This window comes from Clostridium amazonense (genome assembly GCF_056431285.1).
The window spans coordinates 96,662-117,503 of sequence record NZ_JBWKMH010000006.1 but is presented as its reverse complement, the minus strand read 5'-3'; the positions used below and the strand labels follow the sequence as shown (position 1 = coordinate 117,503).

Sequence of the window (20,842 nt, the reverse complement as noted above, 5' to 3'; positions counted from 1 at the left end):
TTAGTTATTACCTAATTCTTTAATTACATCACCAATTATTTTTATACCTTTTCTTATATCAGATTTTTTTACTCTAGAAAAACTTATTCTCATAGTGGAACTTCCACTATCGTCTGTATAAAATAAATCTCCTGGCATGAAAACTACACCTTTTTCATAACATTTTTCAAGAACTTCTCTTGTATTTACATTTTTTAATTTAATAAATATGTGTAGTCCACCCTCGCCCATAACCTCTTCACAAGGAATATTATTTCTAACTTCATTTAGTGTGAACTTATACTTATCTTTATAATATTTTCTTATTTTCTTTACATACTTAAAAAACGCCCCACTATTCATATAATGATAAAATGCTCCTTGATCAAGAAAGGAACAATGAATTGTTCTACATCTCTTAACACTTTCTAGTGTACCAATTAAGTTTTTATCACCAAATATCCATCCTATTCTAAGCCCTGGAAATAGAATCTTCGAAAAACTTCCAATATATACAACGCCATTTCCATTTTTACAAAGTGATGCTATAGGCGGTGTATGTGAACCTGAATATAATAATTCTTCATTGAATCCATCTTCTATTATTGGAATAGAATACTGCTCGCAAATCTTATACACTTTCTTTCTTTTTTCACCTTTCATAACTATACCCGTTGGATTATGATATGAAGGTATTATATATAATAATTTAGGCTTATATTTTTTTATCTTTTCTTCCAAATCTAAAATATTTATGCCATCATTTTCCATATTAACTCCAACAACCTCTAAACCATGCGCCCTCATTATTTTAAGTGCTGTATTATGAGTTGGATTTTCACATATCACTACATCATTTTCATTTGTTAATGAACTTAAAACCATATCAAATCCATCAGTAAATCCATTCGTTATAAGAACTTCTTTTTCTTCTGTGTTTACACCTTTTTCACTCATATAATTCATTAAATAATCTATTAATGGCTTATATCCCTTTGCATATCCATAATTTAAAAGCTTATCGCCTTCTAATGACCATGCTGTCAGAAATGCTCTTTTAAACTCCTCTAAATCAAACATATTTTCTTCTGGTGCAATACTTTTAAATGAAATCATTCCCTTTTTCCATGGAAGTTCGGTTTTCATTATATCTAATTCTTCACAAACACTTGCGTATTTATTAAATTTTTCATTCCAATTTATTATAAATTTTTCTTCTTCTACTTTATCTTCAGTTATAACAAATGTGCCCTTTCCTTTTACACTTTGTAAAATTCCTATGCTCTCTAAGTTTTGATATGCAGACACAACTGAGTTTCTACTAATATTAAGCAAACTACTTACTTCCCTTGTTGAAGGAAGTTTACTTCCATTTTGAAGAATACCATTATCTATACTTTCCTTTATATGATTTTCTAATTGAATATATATAGGCTCATCTTCATTTAATTTAAATGCAGAAAAAATCATGTCCTTATCTCCTCACTTATATTTCTTAATATGTATTAATTATATCATTTCAAAATTCAAATAAAATCTAATTTAATACATAAAAAAATCATAATAGACATGAACTTTATTTTTTCATATCTATTATGATAATTATTTTATAGAATATTTTTTAACTTATCAATCTGCTTATTTAATTATTATATATCATAAACCAATAATAAATAAAATTCAAAATTTATGAACTTAAATATTGTTCCATCACATTTATATGACTTTTTCGCATTTTAAATATATGGTCTATTATAAAACCAACTACAATTATTACTATTGCAGTTATTTGAAATTTGTATATTAAAAGAAATAATATAACTAATGAAGACAATCTAACTATTATATTGGATTTAGTTTTTATGTAAATAAATTTACATATAAATGAGTAAAAATCTTTTATTACAAAATACAAAACTATACATTGTATTGATACAAGCAATGTTTTAAGGTATATATGTTTTACACTATAATTAAACAAAGATAAAATCTTTAAGCTGACTAAATATATTATTGAAATAATAGTAGCCTTTTCACTACAACAAAAGTAACCAGAACACTTTATGAAATTTATACTTGCTTTAAATTTCTTCTTTCCATCTTCACTTAAAAGTTTAAGTTTTTTTCCTATAAGTAAAGTTGCAAAATAAACTAAAATAGTTGTTCCAAGTGGCAATGCTGCTATACATATGTAGTATAATACATTTTTTAAAGTTTCATTTATATTCCAAGGTTCAATCATAACTTGTATATCTTTTATAAAATCAAACCCTAATAATTTTGAAAAATATAAGTTTATAAGTAGCATAACAAAACAACTTGCTATAGCTGAATATAGTAAATCATCAACAATCAAAGTCTTTCTCGGTATAATAGCACCACATATAAGTCCTACTATCATACTTTGACTCATCCAAATTCCTGAACCTACATCACCAATTACAAAAACTATAATTATAAGTGATGTTATGCAAGAGAGAATTGTATATTTAAAATCACACTTTAAATACATTAATGATATTATTATTGGTACTATCAAATCTAAGTAAAAGGAATATGCTATCCCCGTACTTAATGCTATTAAGCTTAAAACTACAAACAAAGCTGATATCATTGCAGCTTCTGTTAATTTCTTAGTATTTATTTTAAATCACCTCTATCCAAACAAGTATATTAAAATAGTATATACTTAACTTAGCATATACTGCAACGAAATTTATACATCTTTTTTCTACAATTAAATTTTATATAAAAAGAAACGCTTCAAATGTACTGTTTGAAACGCTTCCTAATTTGATTTTAAATTGTTATTACACCATCATTATATTCTGGTACTATATCTGTTAAATCCTTACTTAAACAATATTTTAAATCTTCTTCTAACCCTAAAGTTAATATTCTCTTATAGTGAGATGCTTCTTTAACAAATGATATTATGTCTTTGTTATTATCATAAACATATAATGAAGTAGTTGCTATATCACTTAATTCTACTTCTACCATTTCCTTTATTTTTGATATTATATATCCACTTGTTATAAAGTCATCCATAGAAAACTGACCATATGTACCTGCATTTATAAATACAACATCTTTATTTTCTTTTGCTATTTTTTTAGCAACAGCACTACCATTAATCATTGATGCTATTATTATATTTTCAGCACTCTCTGAATTTTTAATTGCCTGAGTTCCATTTGTTGTTGTCATAATAACAGTTTTTCCTTTAACAGTTTCCTCAGTGTACTCAAGTGGCGAATTAGAATAGTCAAATCCCTCTATTTTAAGTGCATTTCTTTCTCCACCTAAAATGTAATTGTGTCTATCTCTACTAGCAATCTCTACTGCCTCTTCAACAGTTTTTACTGGTATAACTTTTGTACATCCATTTTTAAGTGCAGTAACCATTACTGATGTTGCCCTTAAAACATCTATTACAACAACTGTTTTCCCCTTTATTTTTTCCTCTTTAATATCACTTGCGGAAATTATTATATCTATATTCATAAACCCATCCCCTTAATGTATTTTTATTCTATTCACATACCTGTATATATCTTTTAAAATTGCCCTTTGTGACTATTGCTGTATCCTTTATCTTAAAACCTGATGAAATTATATGTTCATCCATAGTTTCAAATGTTATTATAATCATCTTTTTAGCAATTCTTCGTGCTGTTTTCATTATATTTACTTGATCTTTTAATGTTGTTGGTGAGAACAATCCATATGGAATATCTACAATAGCAACATCAAATTTTTCTTTTACATCATGCATGCTTCCAATGGTTATAACATCATCATGTCCAAAAAACTTAAGATTTTTCTTTGCATTTGTACCAATTGCATTGCTAATTTCATATCCTTTTATATTTAATCCTAGAGAAAGTGCCTCAATAACAACAGTTCCTATTCCACAACAAGGATCTACTACCTTTAAATCAGCTTCATTTCCTATTGCTATATTAACTATTGCCCTAGACATTCTAACACTTAATCCATTTGAATATGAATATGGCTTATCATCGTGAAAATGCCATTCATAATTATTCTTCTCATAAACTCCAAATATCCAACTATCTTCAACTTTGCTTATACCTAAAACCACTTTAGGCTCATGCAAATCAGGATAACCTGTTATAACAAAACCCACATCATGCACAGCTTTAAGTCTTTCATTATAAGTCACTGAATCATTTTCCGTTGCTTTTATATAAACAACTTTAAAATCATCATATGATACGTTGTTATACTCTATTTTATTAACTATTTCTTCTAGATTTTTTTCTTTATATATTATAGAAATTTTTTCTTTAATATATGGACTTCTTGAAGGATTTACTGAGTTTTGTGACAAAATATACTTTTCTTTTGGTATATAATTAAACATGCTTTTCATTTCTAAATCACATAACTCTTTTTCATATTCAGGATAATTTATAACATAAAAACATTCTTTATTGCTTTCTTTTTCTAAGATTAAATCATTCATTTAAACACGTCCTTTTCACTCCCTCATTGTAGTATTTTGCTTTTGTAAAGTCAATTACAAACTAAATACTAAAAAATCAGTTGTTCCCTTGTATAGAGTTCCAAGTTCAAATCTAAATTAATGTCTTTCTCAAATGATACTATTAGCTTACAGTTTAATTTATTTATTACTTATAAAGTTTTTTCCTTGATATAAATTATCGTCTTCCATTTTTTTATCTATTGCATTTAACACTTCCCATTTTTTTAAACTCCACATTGGTCCAACTAATAAGTTTCTTGGTGCATCACCTGTAAGTCTATGTATTACCATATCTTGTGGCAACAATGTTACAGCTTCACATATAGTCTCTATATACTCATCTTGTTCCATAAGTCTTAATTTACCATGCTTATACATAACTTCCAACGGTGTATTCTCCATAACATGAAGTAGATGCATTTTTATGCCCTTTACTCCACTATTAGATATATATTTTATAGTATTTATCATATCTTCTTTAGTTTCATTAGGTAATCCAAAAATAACATGAGCTACTACATCAATATTTCTACTATTTAAATTTTTTACAGCCTCATCAAAAACTTCCAATTTATATCCCCTATTTATAATTTTCGCAGTTTCATCATTAGATGTTTGAAGCCCTAACTCCACCCAAGTATATATTTTTTTTGAATATTCCTCTATTAAATCTAAAACTTCCTCACTTAAACAATCTGGTCTTGTAGCAATAGCCAGTCCTACAACACCTTCATTATTTATTGCTTCATCATACTTTGCTCTTAAAACATCTACACTTGCATAAGTATTTGTATATGCTTGAAAGTAAGCTATGTATTTTCCTTCTTTCCACTTCTTATTCATCATTAATTTTATATCTTCAAATTGCTTAGATATAGAAAAAGCTCTATCTCCTGCAAAATCTCCTGAGCCTCTTTCAGAGCAGAAAATACATCCCCCCTTACTAACTTTTCCATCTCTATTAGGGCATGAAAAACCTGCATCTAAAGATATCTTAAATATCTTTTCTCCAAACTTCTCTCTTAAAAAATAATTTAATGTATGATATCTCTTGCCATTCCATTCTGTCTTCATATTTATTCCTTTCTTTCAATATAGGATTCCAAGTTCAAAACAATTTCTTTATCAAAAAGATACTACGGATATTACAGTTTATTCTATTATCATGTTTGAAACCAATTAGTAGTTATTAATTAACAATTATGGTAGATATTAATCATTTCATTCCTAATATCTAAAATAGAAATATAAGTATAAAAAAACTAGTTTTTTTATATGTTTTAACTAATTTGATTAAAAAACTGATACTTCAGTTTTATCCTTCATTGTTAATTGTTAATCGTTAATTATTAATTTCGTATAACACTTTAAATTGCTCTTTCTTAATTGGAATAAGAACAATTTCATTTTTCAACTTGTATTCCTATAGTTACTTACTAATAATATTTAATACCTATTTCAATTTATTTCCAAGAAATATTTTTATATTTTATTCTTATTATAGTCTATTTTCATTATTCCTAAAACATTTTAAAAATCTACTATAGGGTTTCAAGTTCAAATTTAAAGTAATCTCTTTATCAAATGATATTATTAAGCTTACAGTTTATTTCTATTTTTATATTTGGAACCAAGTAAGAGTTAAAAGTGAAAAGTTATAGTTGATATTACTCACTTCGCTTTTAATATCTAAAAATAGAAATGCTTAAAAACTACGTTTTTATATTGTTTTCAAGTAATTTGCTTAGCAAATTATCATAAAAATTGATTTTAAAAACTGATACTTCAGTTTTATCCTTCATTGTTAATTGTTAATTTTGTATAACACTTTAAATTTCTCTTTCTCAACTGAAACATGAATAACTTAAAGTTCCAACTTGGATTCCTATAAATATATAAAAGTCAAAGAAGTAGCTTCTTTGACTTTTATATATTAATTAACTATTTTATTGTAAATCTATTTGTATTGCTTTATCTTCCATAAGTTCATACTCTGGCTCTGTGTTAATACGAATCTGTTTATAATTAGAAAAATCACATTTTTCTTTGTAGTACATTGTAATATACTCAAATCCATTTTCTTTTCTATTTACTGCACTCTCATCTATACCAACTCTTAAAATTCCATTTTTCGTCTCTATAGCGTTACATATTGATGGGTCATTTCCTTGCTCATCTGTGAAATTCATATACAAATCCCAACCATTATAAGCTAATCCCTTTTTATGATACTTTACCTTTGAGTAATTATCTCCAAATTCAACACCATCTATGACTATACTCCCCATTGAATTTGTTCTAACCTCTATTGGCAACTTATCTACATCTATAATCAACTCTTTATGTTCCCAATCTCTTATTTCACATTTAATTGGTACTATTTTTACATATTTACTATTTTTATCTCCATTAAGAAATTCTACTGCCATTTCATTGTTTTCATCAAAATTAACAGGTGTACTTATTGTGTCTAACACATTTCCTTTATCATCAAATAATGCAAAACATTCTATCCCATACTTTTCAAAATTTCCTGCATTGGAAAAAACTATTTGATTTCCTAATGGTGATATAGATACTTTTTTAATAATCAGACTCCAATTTGAATAATCATCTTTCACATCAAATCTTTTATTAATTCTTATGGTCCTCGAATTAGGCTCAATCTTGCTTTTATCTAATTTTGTTTTTATCTCCCATCTTCCATTTACACCAAATATACCTGTAGTTCTAACTGTAAATTCAGCGTTTTCCCTTACTTCAGTAGAATTTAAATTTGTTCTTACAACACCTTTTATCTTTTTATCACTTTCAAAATATGCTTCATAATCACTTGTTCTCACTATTTTTCCATCTATATCACTATTTATAATTGGGAATTCACGCTTTTTATAATAACTTTGCATAAAATCATCTACCATTATTGGAATTGATTTTTCACTCTCTATAGTATAAAAAGAAATTATATAATTATCATCCATTGCTATGCTATCTAATGTAAACTTTATTCCATTTTGCTCAACTGTAATACCCACTTCATTACTAAATCTTTCAATGTTTTCTTTTCCAGATTTATATTTTGAATCTTTATTGCTTTGGAAATATAGTTTTACTGTATTTATAACCTGCCTTACCTCATCAGAATTTATTGCTAAAACTGTAGTAACCATTAACGTCATAATTATAGCAACTGAAATCAAAAGCTTTAATGATATTTTCTTATGTTTTTTTACTCTATTTAAGTTTTCAAAAGTTTCATTTAATCTGTCATCTAAACTTTCAGGTACTTCCCATTTCTCTTTTGATATACTACTTTTAATCATTTCATCAAACTTATCCAATTATATCACTTCCATTCTCGTTCTCTATTATTAACTTCAACTTACCTTTTGCTCTACTAAGTCTAGATTTTATAGTACCTTCAGGTATATTTAAAACACCACTAATATCCCTTATACTCATATCTTCATAATAAAATAATATAATTACTGTTCTAAATTCACCATCTAATTTATTAACTGCCCAAATTAATGTTTTTTCCTCTTGCTCTTCATATTGCAAATTGTATACTTCCATATCTTCTTCTAATTCAACCTTGCTTTTCTTATTAATAATTGAATAGCACTCATTAACTAAAATTCTCATTATCCACGGCTTAAAACTCTCTAATGATTTTAATTTTTTTATATTTTTAAATGCTTTTAAAACAGTTTCACTTATAGCATCCTCAACATCAACTTCCGTTTTTAATATACTTTTAGCTAATCTATATAAAGAAATTTTGTTTTCTTTTACAAGTTCTATAAACATCTCTTTTGTTACAATATTCTTCTTTGATTTACACTTTTTCAAATCATAAATACTCAATACATTATCCTTTTCTTCCAAAATTTATCACCTCTCCTTCTTAAGATAATTAACCATTAGGAAAAGTTCCATTAAATTATAATTATTTAATTCATCATTTTCTTTTAACCTCCTTCTTACTTTTAAGATAAATATAATGACTAAAAAATTCTAAAACAAAAAAACACATCTCTAAATCTACATAAATGCAAATTTTGAAATGTGTCTTTTTATTATTTAAAATTTAAATTTACTTACCATTGTGTCCATTGTTTTTGATATATTAACTTGCTCTTCTGCCATTTCTTTAACTTCATCAACTACATTAGACACTAAATCAACATCTTCCATAATATTATTACTGCTATCAGAAGTATCTTGTGCTGACTCAGCTATATTTTGAATTACTAAACTTATTTCATTCATAGTATTTTTAATTCCTAATGCCATATTGCCAAGATATGATGTGAATTTTTCTATAGCCTCGGCATCTTCTCCATATTGCTCTGCAACTCCAACAAATGAATTATAATCAGGTGTTACTGTTTCCCTAACAAACTCTAACATTTCCTTAGAATCTAACATAAGACCTTGAATTGAATCTTGAGTTACTTTAATTGTCTTTTGAATTTCATCTACAGTTGTTGATGTTTCATTTGCAAGTTTACCAATTTGAGCTGCTACAACTGCAAATCCTTTTCCTTGTTCACCTGCACGTGCTGCCTCTATAGAAGCATTTAGAGATAATAAGTTTATTTGCTTTGCAATATTAGAAACTACTTCAGCCATACCTCCAATACTTTCTACTACTCTAGAGCTTTCAATACTTGAATTTAATCTTTCTTCAAATTCTTTACTTAGTTTATTTGATTTTTCAAAAGCTTCATTGCTTGCATTTCTTACTTTTTTTGCTCTATCATTTATATCATTAGTCATATCATTACATTTTTCTGTTTCACTACTTAGCTCAATTATATTAGAGTTAACTTCTTCAACTGATGCAGTAAGTTCTTGTACAGCTGCACTAGATGTCATCATATTTCCATTTATCTCTGAAATAGATTCTTTTATTTTTACAAAGTAATTTAACAGTTTTTCTGTAACAGTATCTAATTTTTTACTTGAATCATCTAATTCATCTGACTCATTAGATATTGTTTGTATAACTGACTTATTTTCTAGATACATTTTATTCAATGCACTTCCCATTTTACCTAATTCGTCTTCAGTTTTAATATTTAAAGTATCTATTGTAAAATTACCATCTGATAATTCAGCAGCAAATTTACCCACATTTTTTATGTTTTTAGTTAAATATAAGACTTGTGATAATACAGCTAGAACAGCACAAACAATTGTTAATACTCCTATTATGAATAACTTAACTAATAAACTTCTAACTGGAGAATTTAATTCATCTTGGGATATTTCCATAATAATTGTCCATCCAAGTTTATCAATTTTTTGAGCGTATGCATTGTATTTTGTTCCATTTTTCGTATACTCACCATTGTATCTTCCTTCTGCATTTTCAAGAAGTTTTTTACCAAACGCTGCAACACTACCTTCCGAATCTTCTGATATAAGAGTTTCCATAACTTTATCTTCTTCATCACTAACAAGGTATACCCCCTTAGAATTTACCATATATGCTCTTCCACTTTGTCCAAATTTAATATCTGAAATAACATTTTGTATTGAAGTAAGATCTATATCTACAGTTATACATCCTATATACTCATTTTTCTCGTTTACAATTGAAATATAGCAAGATGACATGGTTTTATCTGTAGTTTCATCATAATACGCTTCTGTAAACACTGGCTTTGTCGCATTCTTTGAATTAATATAATATTCCTGATTAAAGTAATTATATTTTTCATTGCTATATTCATATGTTGTAACTATTTTATCATCTTTTTTATAAACATATGGTCCTACATACTTTTTATTTTTATCATATACATAAGGTTCAAACCAAATCCCGCTACCTAAAATTATATTACTTTGAGATATTGATTTTTCAAGAATTTTTTCATATTTTTCTATTGGCATAAGTGTGTATGATGAAGAAATGCTATTGGATATACTTGTTGCTATTGTTGAAACTTCCTCAATTTCTTTCATAATCTGAGTGGTCTCAGCTTGCAACTCTGAATTCATTTGTTTACTAATTTCATCTGAGATAATCTCCCTGCTCGTAACCCCAGCAATAGTTCCTAATGAGAGCATTGCAACTATTATTACTGGTAATATAACTATTAATATCCTTACACTAATTCTTTTAAACTTCATGTGTAATCCCCCAATTCCCACAAATTAAATTAATATTAAATTAATATTTTTTACTTATAAACAATTATCGTGAATTTTATACAAATATTTACGGATATTAATGGAAAATATTGATTTTTTTTATTAATTTTTTATTTTCTTTAATTGTCTCATATAATATAGTTAATATTTTCCTTCCTCCAAAGCTCGCTTATGCTCTCAGTAAAGAAATCTTTATATTCTTTTAACTCATCAGTAGTATACATATATTTTCCATAACCAAATTGACCAAATTTAAATTTTCTAAGTTCTTCCTCCATTGGTAATTTTGTATTAGGGAATATACTTAAAATATTGTCTTTTGCTCTTTTTGTAAATCTATGTGATATAACTTCAAACATCAAATTTTCGTTATCTATAACTGCTTTTATATACTTTAACATTTCATAGTATTTTTCTTTATAATCATCTATTAGAAAAACTGGTGCAATTATAAATCCAATTGGATAACCTGCATCACTTACCTTTTTAGCCGCTGCTATTCTACTTTGAAAATCCTCTGCTTTATGCTCATACATTTTTATAATTTCATTTATATTTAAACTAAATCTTATAGTAGTTCTTCCATTGTGATTAGCATCTAAAAGGCTATCTACATCTGTGAATTTAGTTACAAATCTAAAAAGTGACTTATCATTTTGTCCAAAATACTCAATTGCTTGTTTTAGAGCACCTGTATATTCTTCAACTGGTATTGGATCTGATGTTGCTGCTCCTTCAAAAATAGTTATATCAGGTTTTCTCTCTTCTATATATTCTCCAGCTTTTTCTAATATTTCATCTACGTTTACATGAATTTTTATATATGGTTTTTTGCCCATTTGAGTATTCAAGTAACAATATTCACACATACCCATGCATCCACTCACTAATGGCAATTGATAATGCGCTGATGGTTTGCAACTTTGAAAATCTAATTTTTTTCTAACTCCAACAACTAGTGTATTTTTACCTTCCTCATACATCTCTGTACTACTCTTTCCTGGTATTCCTGTTATCCTTCCATTTTTAGAATACTTTATTTCAACATTTTCCTTTTTAAATCTTTCAAACAATTCTTTGCCTTTATCATAATTTAATGCATCCTCTTCAAAAATAACTCTTCTAGGATTAAACATACTTTAACTTTCACCTCTCCTATTTTCTAATTTATTTATTAAAAGTTTAACCCTTTCATTATAATTTTATTTATTAATACACTCACTATATAAAGTAATAATCAAATTTAGTTAACTTAATGAATAAATAGCCTGTACTGACTATATATTTAAAGTAGACAAGCAAAATATATAAAATATGGGGGAGATTAGCTTGAAAAAAAGATTAATTTTAATATTCCAGGCTGCTACTGTTTTCATTGGTACAATAGTTGGAGCAGGCCTTGCCTCTGGTCAAGAAATCACTCAATTTTTTACCACTTATGGCTACAAAGGTTTTATTGGAATTCTTATTTGTGCAGTACTATACATAACCGTTAGCTGTGCAATGGTTTCTATAAGTTTGAAATTTAACCTTAATTCCTATTCCGACTTTATAAATCTAGTTAGTCCTGGATTTCTTGGCAAAATAACAGATATTTTGACAGGTTTATTTCTAGTTGCTAGTGCATCTATAATTCTAGCTGGCAGCGGTGCTCTACTTAAACAATACTTTGCCATTCCAAGTATTGTTGGTGTTCTTATTATGTCATTAATCTCAATAATAGTCTTGCTTAGGGGGACTGAGGGACTTATAACTATTAATTCCTTAATAGTTCCTTCACTTACAACAATTATAATTACAGTATTTATATGCTACTTAATTAACTTTAGAGGAAATATGAGCTTAAGTTTTATGAAAACTGTTCCTATTCATAAAGAGCTATTAGTTCCTGGTCAATGGATTATTTCATCATTTCTCTATGGAGGCTTTAACATCTTATTTTGCAGTGGTGTTCTAGTTCCTATTAGTAAAGAAATGAAAGACAAGCTATCTATTTTCATTGGTGTTACTATTGGAGCATTACTTTTAACATTTTTATCATTCCTTATAAATTCAATGCTCCTTGTAAATATTCCTGAAATATTTAAATATGAAATTCCATTACTACATGTTGTAAGCAGATTTGGACCATTACTTCAAATTCTACTTTTAATTGTTATATGGTGTGAAATGTTCTCAACAGAAGTTTCAGATATTTATAGCGTTGGTAAAACATTAGAGCAAAAATATCATATTTCTTATAAAACTGCAGTTATCATAATAATGATTATTGCTATACCTATATCTCAACTAGGTTTCAAAAATTTAATAACATATCTTTACCCTGGTTTTGGAGTAATAAGCCTTGTATTTATTACTCAAATTTTTACTTTTTACTTTAAGAAATGTCGCTAATATTAGTGACAGTCATTAAAATTAATGACTGTCACTTTTTAATTTAATTAATGTAAGTTAAATGTTTCCTTACTGTAATTTGGAAATTTTTTATAAATTTTACTTATAATAAGTTATTCTTCCTAAATATAATGCTATATTTAATTATAGATGTAATTAAAAGGAGGCTTTAACATGGAATTTTTAATAATTTTTATTTGTTCATTGTTTAATATGGTTTCATCAATTTGCTTTTCTTTATTAAATAACATTTTTCATAAAAACTTTGACACATTATCATCCATTTTAATAATTATTTCATCTTTTATAGTAATTATTTATTTAAAAAAGTTAAAAGAAAAATTTAAACTACCTCAATTTAATAAAGCATTTATCTTTTCATTAATTACTTTAATATTAGATGTTATACTGCTTATAATAGTTTCTACTATGAATATATCAAATAATAATGTTCTATTCATTCTAACTTCAATTTCTTCATTTTTCATTGTATTTTTAGCTTTGTATACTAACTCTATTTTGTCTTCTGGTATAAGTAAATTATATAAAGAAAAATCAAATAATATCATGTTTTTAAAGGCAGAAACTATTTCAAAATACTTCTTGAAAATATTTATATCTATACTTATATATTTTGTTCTTTTGATTTTTGCAGCAATTGTATCTAACACATTATTAACAATTCTCTTGATTGCTATTTTAATTTTTATGTTTTTTGCACTATATGTTCAAATTTCATTTTTAAAGTTATTATGGGATTGTCATAAAGTTTTTGATACAAAATAATATTTTTGATATGATTATAAGAAAGCAGGATGTTTTATCTTGTTTTCTTATTTTTATGAAAAGGTGATTTTATGAGTAATTTAGATATATTAAAAAATTGTAATCTTTGCCCTAGACACTGCAATGTGAATAGACTAGACGGAAAGTTAGGTTTTTGTTCTGCATCAGAAAAAATAAGAGTTGCTAAAGTTTCTAAGCACTTTTGGGAAGAACCTTGTATTTCAGGTACAGAGGGTTCTGGCACTGTCTTCTTTTCTAATTGCAATTTAAAATGTGTGTTTTGTCAAAACTATAAAATAAGCACTGATGGTGTTGGAAAAGACATCTCTATAGAACGTTTAAGTGAAATATTTATAGAACAACAATCTAGAGGTGTTAATAACATAAACTTAGTAACTCCAACTCATTATATTCCTGAGATAATTGAAGCTGTTAAACTTGCTAAACAAAAGGGCTTAATACTTCCTATAGTTTATAATTCTAATGGATATGAAAATATAGATTCATTAAAATTATTAGATGGTTATATAGATATTTACCTTCCAGATTTAAAATATTTTAATGACAAATATGCTATAAAATATTCAAATGCCAAAAATTATTTTGAAATGGCTACAAAAGCAATAAATGAGATGTTTAGACAGGTAGGTCCTCCTAAATTTAATGATAATGGAATAATGACAAAGGGAGTTATAATTCGCCACTTAATGCTACCAGGTCTTTTATTTGACTCTAAAAAAATAGTGGATTATATTTATAAAACTTTTAAAGATGATGTATTTTTAAGTTTAATGAATCAATATACACCATTTTATAATGCTAGTAAGTTTCCTGAACTTACAAAACCATTAAATCCAAAACATTATGATGCTCTAGTTGATTATTGTAGTGAACTTGGATTTAAAAATGCATTTATACAAGAAGAAGGTACTCAAAAAGAAAGTTTTATACCTGATTTTGATTTAGATAACGTATAAAAAAGGATAGAATTGATAATTTCAATTCTATCCTTATCTTTTAAACTACATATTCTTCTAAACTCTCTCTAAAGTATCTTGCTATCTCATTAAATTCATTTATACTTTCTGTAAGATTTCTTATTTCTTCTGTATAAACATTAACATTAGCACTTACTTCTTGTGATGATGCTGAGTTTTGTTCTGCTGTTGCAGCTAATGTTTCTATAGTGTCGTTCATTCCAGCTATAGACATTGCTCTATCATCTAAATTTTCTATTGTGTGTATCATTGTTGCTGCAACAGTTTTTACTGATACTGCAGTTTCCTTATTAGTTTCCCTTACAGACTCTAATCCTGATGTTTCTTTTTGAAGTATATCATATTCACTTTCTATTTTATTAACTAAACTTCCTATATCACCAACAAACTCACTTAACTTACTATTTATTTCTTTAACTGCATCTTTAGTCTGCTCTGCTAGTTTTCTAACTTCTTCTGCAACAACAGCAAAACCTCTTCCTTGTTCTCCTGCTCTTGCTGCTTCTATTGATGCATTTAATGCTAATAGATTAGTTTGATCTGATATTTGAGCTACAATTGATACTATATTAGTTATATCCTTAGCTCTTTCACCTAATTTTGTTCCTTTTAATTTAACATCTTGGAATCCAGTTAAAGTTTCTAATATATTTTTACTTGTTTCCTCTACTTTTAAATAACTATCATTTATCTTTCCTATAGTAGATTCTAACTCTTCTTTATTTTTATTTTCATCTTCAACTATATCTTTAAGTGCAGATATATTGTCGTTTAATACAGATGCTGCACTTTCAGTATTATTTGCTTGTTCAACCGATGTATCAGCAACTTCGTTTACAACACTAACAATTTCTCCAGAAGCTGAGTACATATTTTCTGATATATTTCCAAGTTTATCAGCAAAAGATGTTAATTCATCTGTTATTCCTTTTAATCCTATAAACTCTCTTTTCATTCCTTTTATATGTTCATTTAATCTGTTATAAATGACTTCAAATTCATCATTTGTTGTAAGACTACTTTCTTCCATGAATTTTTTACCATTTAAATTATCAATAACTTTATATATATGATTTAATGGCATCATTAAAACCTTAGTTGAAATGCCACTTAATCCACCACCTAATATTCCTATTATTAGCGCCTTCCATATACTTTTAAGACCTACTAATGGAATACTTAAAACAAATAAAGTAACAAAAGTAAACAGTGCAACTTTTAAAGAAACACTTTTTAACATTCCAAGTGACAATACTTCATTTATCCTATAATGCTTTTTATATTTAATATCTTCATTAAATGTAATTTTAACTTTCATTGTTGTATCGTTATGCTCTATAACTTCAAATTCTGCTTTTTCATTAAAATATAAAAAACTTCCTTCAAGCATACCAATAAAGTAATCAAACATACGTCTTTTAGATTTATAAGTTATAACTGCTTCTCTGTTAGATATAGCCACTATATCTACACTTGGCGGATTAGCACCTGGCAGTTTTTTAGTCATAGCATAATGAATATCTTGTAGTGATTTTAAAAATGAATAAGTATTATCTTTCTTAAAAAATACTTTTAAATCTTCTGCAAATGAGTAAATATTGTCATGTCCAATTTTTAACCATAACTCTTTTGTGCTAATTCCCTTATGTTTACAAATGTATTCTATAAACCTATCTACCTTTGCATCATCAACATCTTCAGCTGGTGAAAAGAATTTTTTCTTTATAAACCCAGCACTTGACATAGCTTCATCCACAAAATCATTTCCATAAAGTTTTCTACATGTTTTAAACCATGCACTTACAGCTGTACCCTTCATCTTTTTTCCCCCTTTATAATAAATACAAAATTTTTAAGTTAGTATTTATAATTCCTTCTATAAAAATTAATAAAATATTTACTTTTACTAGATTACCATTTTAACACATATTTTTCTTTTTTAATAGATATTATTAATTAATTGTTTTTATCGCTTATTGTTTTACATTACAATAAAAGAAAAATTCAACACCTACTTCAGTATTTCTTACTCCATACTGAAAACCATGAAGTTCTAATATATTTTTTACTATTGAAAGACCAAGCCCACTTCCTCCTAATTTTCTTGTTCTTGATTTATCAACTTTATAGAACTTCTTCCAAACACGTTCTAATTCTTCATCACTTAATTTATTGCATGTATTTTCAAAGCTTACCCTTATAATACCATTTTCTTCTCTAGTTGTTATGAAAATAGTTCCATTTTCTTCTGTATATCTTAAAGCATTTGTTAAAAAGTTCGTTATTACTTGTTCCATTCTAAACTTATCAGCCTCTATTGTTGCTATACTATAATAATTTTCATATACCTCTATGTGTTTATCTTGTATTTTATTAGATAAAATTCTTACCATATTATGAATTAATTCTACTAAATTAAAAACAGATAAATTTAAATCTACTGATTCACTTTCAAGTGCCGATAATTCTAGCATATCTTTTACTAAATTGCTCATCCTATTAGTTTCTTGAATTATTATATCTAGTGATTCAGCGCTCTCTTCCATTGTAAATACACCATCTTTTAGTCCCTCTGTATAACCTTGAATTATAGTTATTGGTGTCTTTAATTCATGAGATGCAGCTGCAACAAATTCTTTTCTAATCTGATCTAGTTTTCTTTCTTTTTCAATATCTCTTTGCAATTGTATATTGGCACTTTGTAAACATGTTAATGCACTGTTTAAATTTTCAGAAAGAAAATTTAAAGTAACTGCAAGATCTCCAATTTCATCTTGTGATTCAACTTGACACTTTTCACTGAAATCTAAAGTACTCATTTTCTTTGCTTTTTCAGATACTTTTCTTAATGGATTAGTTATCATATTTGAGTATACATATGATAATAGTATTATTATAAATATGGCAACTGCATAAAAGAATTTATAAAATTCCTCTATAACACTTATTCCCTCACTTATTGGAAGTAGTGAGGCTGTAGATATTATTATGCTGCTATTATCGATTTTAGCACATACCAAATCTTTATTGTCATTATAAGACCCTTCTACCTTAAATATAACTAACTTCCCTGTAAGTAGTCTATTCATTACATTTGCGTCTTTTTCCATTTCATTTATTATATCTATAATGTATCTTCTTCTCTTGTTTCCACCTTCACCAACCTCAATATTTATTGCAATAGGAAGTTCTGGTCTATTCTCTACAACTGCTACATACATACCATTTTTTTCTTCATATTGCTTTATTAAAGTTGTAACTTCATTATAATCATGAAGTTTATTATATTCATCTATAAATTTTAAAGTATTTACTTGTATATTACTACTTTTCTTATTAAAATACATACTTTCAAAAAATATTCTTTGAACTATTAATGTAAAGCTTAAAAACAATATAAAAACTACTGTTGTTATTAAAAATAGCTTTTTTGAGATACTTTTATTTATACTATCAATATACAATCTATACTTCTTCTTCATCTTTTACCTCAAACTTATATCCAAATCCTCTTACTGTTTGAATATACTTTGATTTTTCCTTTAGCTTTTCTCTAAGTCTTTTTACACTTGTATCAACAACCCTAAAGTCTCCTATGAAATTATATCCCCAAACACCATCTAATATTTGTTCTCTAGTTAGTACTATATCTTTATTTTTTACAAAATACATAAGTAGTGAAAACTCTGTTGGTGTAAGTGAAAGGCTTTCTTTATCCACAGTTACATTATGTGCTTTCTCATTTATGCACAATCCATTAAACTCATACACATCTTCTTCTTTTTCTTCACCATATGTTCTTTTAATTAAAGCATTTACTTTAGCTACCAATAATTTAGGACTAAATGGCTTAGTTTCATAGTTATCAACACCAATTCCAAAGGCTAATAACTTATCCTCTTCCTCACCCTTAGCACTTATCATAATTACAGGTACTTCATAATCTTTTCTAATTAATTTAAGTGCTTCAAACCCATCCATTATAGGCATCATTATATCTAACAATACTAAATGTACTTCATTGCTTTTTAATTTATTTAATGCGTCAACACCATTAGACGCTTGTAATACATTGTAATTCTCTCTTCCTAAATATGCCGCCAATAGTTTTCTTATACTCTCTTCATCATCAACTACTAAAATCGTTTTATTCATCTTAAAATCACCCCATAAAATTATTCTATTTTATAATTTATTAAACATTATAAATTTTAAATTTCTAATTTAATCTTTCAAATTATTCTTTTATCATTTGATAATTATAGTTTTATATTTGATTCCTATATTATATATTATCTTATATTCTTTTCATTATCATTACAAAATCTTATATTTTTAATCTAAATATTGAAATATTTATATAAATACTAAAAAAAGGAGAGAACACTTTTCTCTCCCTAACTTATCTTTATTCAATTGGAAAATCTATTGTTGGCATGTCAAGTCCTCTACCTGTAATAAATGTTGGTGGTACAAATATTCCAAGTTCTCTTGATATATTTTCAAGTTCATTATCATTTAGACCAATTGATCCTCTAAGTTCTGCAATTTTACTTACTCCAACATATATATTAGATATTTGATACCATGTTGCATAATCAACTTTTCCTGTCTGTGGCAAATTAAATATTTGTTGAAAAACTTTTACACTTTCAGCTGTAGTAGGCCCATAAACTCCATCTACTGCAACTTTAGGTATTAGTGGATAGTTTTGTGAGATTCTATTTAAATAAGTTTGAACATTTCTTACTGGCTCTCCATTACTTCCTATTTCTAGTGTATATCCTGGATAAGATTTAGGTATTCCTGAAACTTTAGGTGCTTTTTCTAAATCTATATCGTTACCATAAAAATGTGTTAAAATTTCATATGGAGTTTTACCTTGATCTCCTAGATACTTACTTCCCCACTGTGTTAGCCAACCAGGACATTTTACTCTTTCACCATCGCAATATTGAGTTAATAAAGGCTGTTTTGCACCTCTTCTTTTTATATAGCTTGTAAATATTTCGTCAACAATCCTACTTATATTATCAAATATATTTCTTCCATAACTAAATGCATGGTCAAAAGCAGTTGAATTTGTAATAGTATACTTATATCCTTTTCCCTCATACCATTCTGTAAAAACTCTATTTAATGTAAATGATAATATGCAATATATATTAGCTCTTATTGTACTTTCTGGCCATGTTGCATATATCTCTGAACTTGCTACGTTTTTAATATAATCTTTAAAAGGTACTGTGTAGTTTGGAGCTCCTGTATTTGTTGGAGTTCCTGCATGTACTATAACATATTCTGGAACACTTACTTGATCTAAAACAACAAATCCTCCACCAGGTGATTTAGGTAATGTTTTTTCAGGTGCTTCTGGAATTTTAGGTGGAAAATTTCCATAAAGCCTGTTTGGTTGAACATCTATAACCTCTTCTTTTACTTCTGTTTCTCTCATGTTTCCTGTTTCCATTAGATTTATATCTTGTACTGCTGTAACATCTGGTAATATTTGTGCATTTTTTATAACTACCTCTTTAAAGCCTTCACCTCTTACTGTTATGTCCCAAAGGCTATATGGTCTTTCAGTATACTCAGGCTTTTGACTTAATTCTATTGGTGGTGCACCTACATCTACAACTTCTGTTTGTCCTATAACATTAGTTTTTAAGCTTATAACATCACTTTTATTTTCTGATGGATTTAATATTACATTAATATCTTTTAACGGTACATAACTTTTGCCTTTATAGACATTTACTAAAATCTTACCTTTATCCGCCATAATCTACTCCTCACCCAACTTATAATTCATTATATTATATGTACATTTACATTTATTGTGATTTAATTATATATTTTACATTATTTTTTATGTCTTGATTTAACCCTTTATTGTAAATTATTATTTCTAACCCTTACTTTTTATTGCGAATAATACTAATAAATAGAAAGTATACACCTGTCATATGCTAATTACATTATCATAATTTACTGTATTCTCTATCTTCTA

At 26.9% G+C, this 20,842-nt stretch carries 16 protein-coding genes; 2 read left to right on the top strand and 14 right to left on the bottom strand.

What is annotated here, in order from left to right:
* From pdxR to splB, 9 genes are all read right to left on the bottom strand, one after another.
* Entirely contained in the window at nucleotides 1-1,449 is a 1,449-nt protein-coding gene (gene pdxR / locus AC07E4_RS03225) for a MocR-like pyridoxine biosynthesis transcription factor PdxR (RefSeq protein WP_430830189.1), read from the bottom strand.
* Between the two features lie 217 nt (nucleotides 1,450-1,666).
* Nucleotides 1,667-2,593: a DUF2232 domain-containing protein gene (locus AC07E4_RS03220; RefSeq protein WP_430830190.1), complete on the bottom strand. Its 927-nt coding sequence runs from the start codon at nucleotides 2,591-2,593 to the stop codon at nucleotides 1,667-1,669.
* A gap of 185 nt (nucleotides 2,594-2,778) precedes the next feature.
* Nucleotides 2,779-3,486 carry a 2-phosphosulfolactate phosphatase family protein gene (locus AC07E4_RS03215; protein ID WP_040328181.1) on the bottom strand — a complete coding sequence of 236 codons (708 nt, stop codon included), beginning with the start codon at nucleotides 3,484-3,486 and terminating at the stop codon, nucleotides 2,779-2,781.
* 28 nt (nucleotides 3,487-3,514) lie between these two features.
* Complete coding sequence (locus AC07E4_RS03210) at nucleotides 3,515-4,471, bottom strand: TRM11 family SAM-dependent methyltransferase (RefSeq protein ID WP_478215710.1); 957 nt, start codon at nucleotides 4,469-4,471, stop codon at nucleotides 3,515-3,517.
* 159 nt (nucleotides 4,472-4,630) lie between these two features.
* Complete coding sequence (gene mnmL / locus AC07E4_RS03205; RefSeq protein WP_430830192.1) at nucleotides 4,631-5,566, bottom strand: tRNA modification radical SAM protein MnmL/YtqA; 936 nt, start codon at nucleotides 5,564-5,566, stop codon at nucleotides 4,631-4,633.
* An 872-nt stretch (nucleotides 5,567-6,438) separates the two neighbouring features.
* The gene (locus AC07E4_RS03200; protein ID WP_478215709.1) at nucleotides 6,439-7,833 is read right to left on the bottom strand and encodes a DUF4179 domain-containing protein; all 1,395 of its coding nucleotides are present in this window, start codon (nucleotides 7,831-7,833) and stop codon (nucleotides 6,439-6,441) included.
* Nucleotides 7,826-8,380, bottom strand: coding sequence for a sigma-70 family RNA polymerase sigma factor (locus AC07E4_RS03195; protein ID WP_478215708.1), 555 nt, complete (start codon nucleotides 8,378-8,380; stop codon nucleotides 7,826-7,828). The genes AC07E4_RS03200 and AC07E4_RS03195 overlap by 8 nt, the downstream gene beginning before the upstream one ends.
* 195 nt (nucleotides 8,381-8,575) lie before the next feature.
* Nucleotides 8,576-10,633 carry a methyl-accepting chemotaxis protein gene (locus AC07E4_RS03190; protein ID WP_478215707.1) on the bottom strand — a complete coding sequence of 686 codons (2,058 nt, stop codon included), beginning with the start codon at nucleotides 10,631-10,633 and terminating at the stop codon, nucleotides 8,576-8,578.
* 149 nt (nucleotides 10,634-10,782) lie between these two features.
* Nucleotides 10,783-11,790 carry a spore photoproduct lyase gene (gene splB / locus AC07E4_RS03185; RefSeq protein ID WP_478215706.1) on the bottom strand — a complete coding sequence of 336 codons (1,008 nt, stop codon included), beginning with the start codon at nucleotides 11,788-11,790 and terminating at the stop codon, nucleotides 10,783-10,785.
* Between the two features lie 193 nt (nucleotides 11,791-11,983).
* Here splB and AC07E4_RS03180 point away from each other — a divergent pair, with 193 nt between their 5' ends.
* Nucleotides 11,984-13,048, top strand: coding sequence for a YkvI family membrane protein (locus AC07E4_RS03180; protein WP_478215705.1), 1,065 nt, complete (start codon nucleotides 11,984-11,986; stop codon nucleotides 13,046-13,048).
* 353 nt (nucleotides 13,049-13,401) lie between these two features.
* Here the strand turns inward: AC07E4_RS03180 and AC07E4_RS03175 are convergent, their stop codons facing one another.
* Nucleotides 13,402-13,719: a hypothetical protein gene (locus AC07E4_RS03175; protein WP_148361092.1), complete on the bottom strand. Its 318-nt coding sequence runs from the start codon at nucleotides 13,717-13,719 to the stop codon at nucleotides 13,402-13,404.
* Between the two features lie 186 nt (nucleotides 13,720-13,905).
* Here AC07E4_RS03175 and AC07E4_RS03170 point away from each other — a divergent pair, with 186 nt between their 5' ends.
* The gene (locus AC07E4_RS03170; protein WP_040328189.1) at nucleotides 13,906-14,811 is read left to right on the top strand and encodes a radical SAM protein; all 906 of its coding nucleotides are present in this window, start codon (nucleotides 13,906-13,908) and stop codon (nucleotides 14,809-14,811) included.
* 40 nt (nucleotides 14,812-14,851) lie between these two features.
* On the opposite strand, the gene AC07E4_RS03165 is transcribed toward AC07E4_RS03170, so the two are convergent.
* The 4 genes from AC07E4_RS03165 to AC07E4_RS03150 all read right to left on the bottom strand — a co-directional run bounded on the left by AC07E4_RS03165 (nucleotide 14,852) and on the right by AC07E4_RS03150 (nucleotide 20,614).
* The gene (locus tag AC07E4_RS03165) at nucleotides 14,852-16,651 is read right to left on the bottom strand and encodes a heme NO-binding domain-containing protein (protein WP_040328190.1); all 1,800 of its coding nucleotides are present in this window, start codon (nucleotides 16,649-16,651) and stop codon (nucleotides 14,852-14,854) included.
* A gap of 154 nt (nucleotides 16,652-16,805) precedes the next feature.
* A complete protein-coding gene (locus AC07E4_RS03160; RefSeq protein ID WP_040328191.1) occupies nucleotides 16,806-18,314 on the bottom strand; it encodes a sensor histidine kinase in 1,509 nt (502 codons plus the stop codon).
* The gene (locus tag AC07E4_RS03155) at nucleotides 18,298-18,987 is read right to left on the bottom strand and encodes a response regulator transcription factor (protein ID WP_040328192.1); all 690 of its coding nucleotides are present in this window, start codon (nucleotides 18,985-18,987) and stop codon (nucleotides 18,298-18,300) included. Before AC07E4_RS03155 ends, AC07E4_RS03160 begins: the two co-directional genes overlap by 17 nt.
* Nucleotides 18,988-19,240: 253 nt before the next feature.
* Nucleotides 19,241-20,614: a peptidoglycan-binding domain-containing protein gene (locus AC07E4_RS03150; protein WP_478215704.1), complete on the bottom strand. Its 1,374-nt coding sequence runs from the start codon at nucleotides 20,612-20,614 to the stop codon at nucleotides 19,241-19,243.
* Between the last annotated feature and the right edge of the window lie 228 nt (nucleotides 20,615-20,842).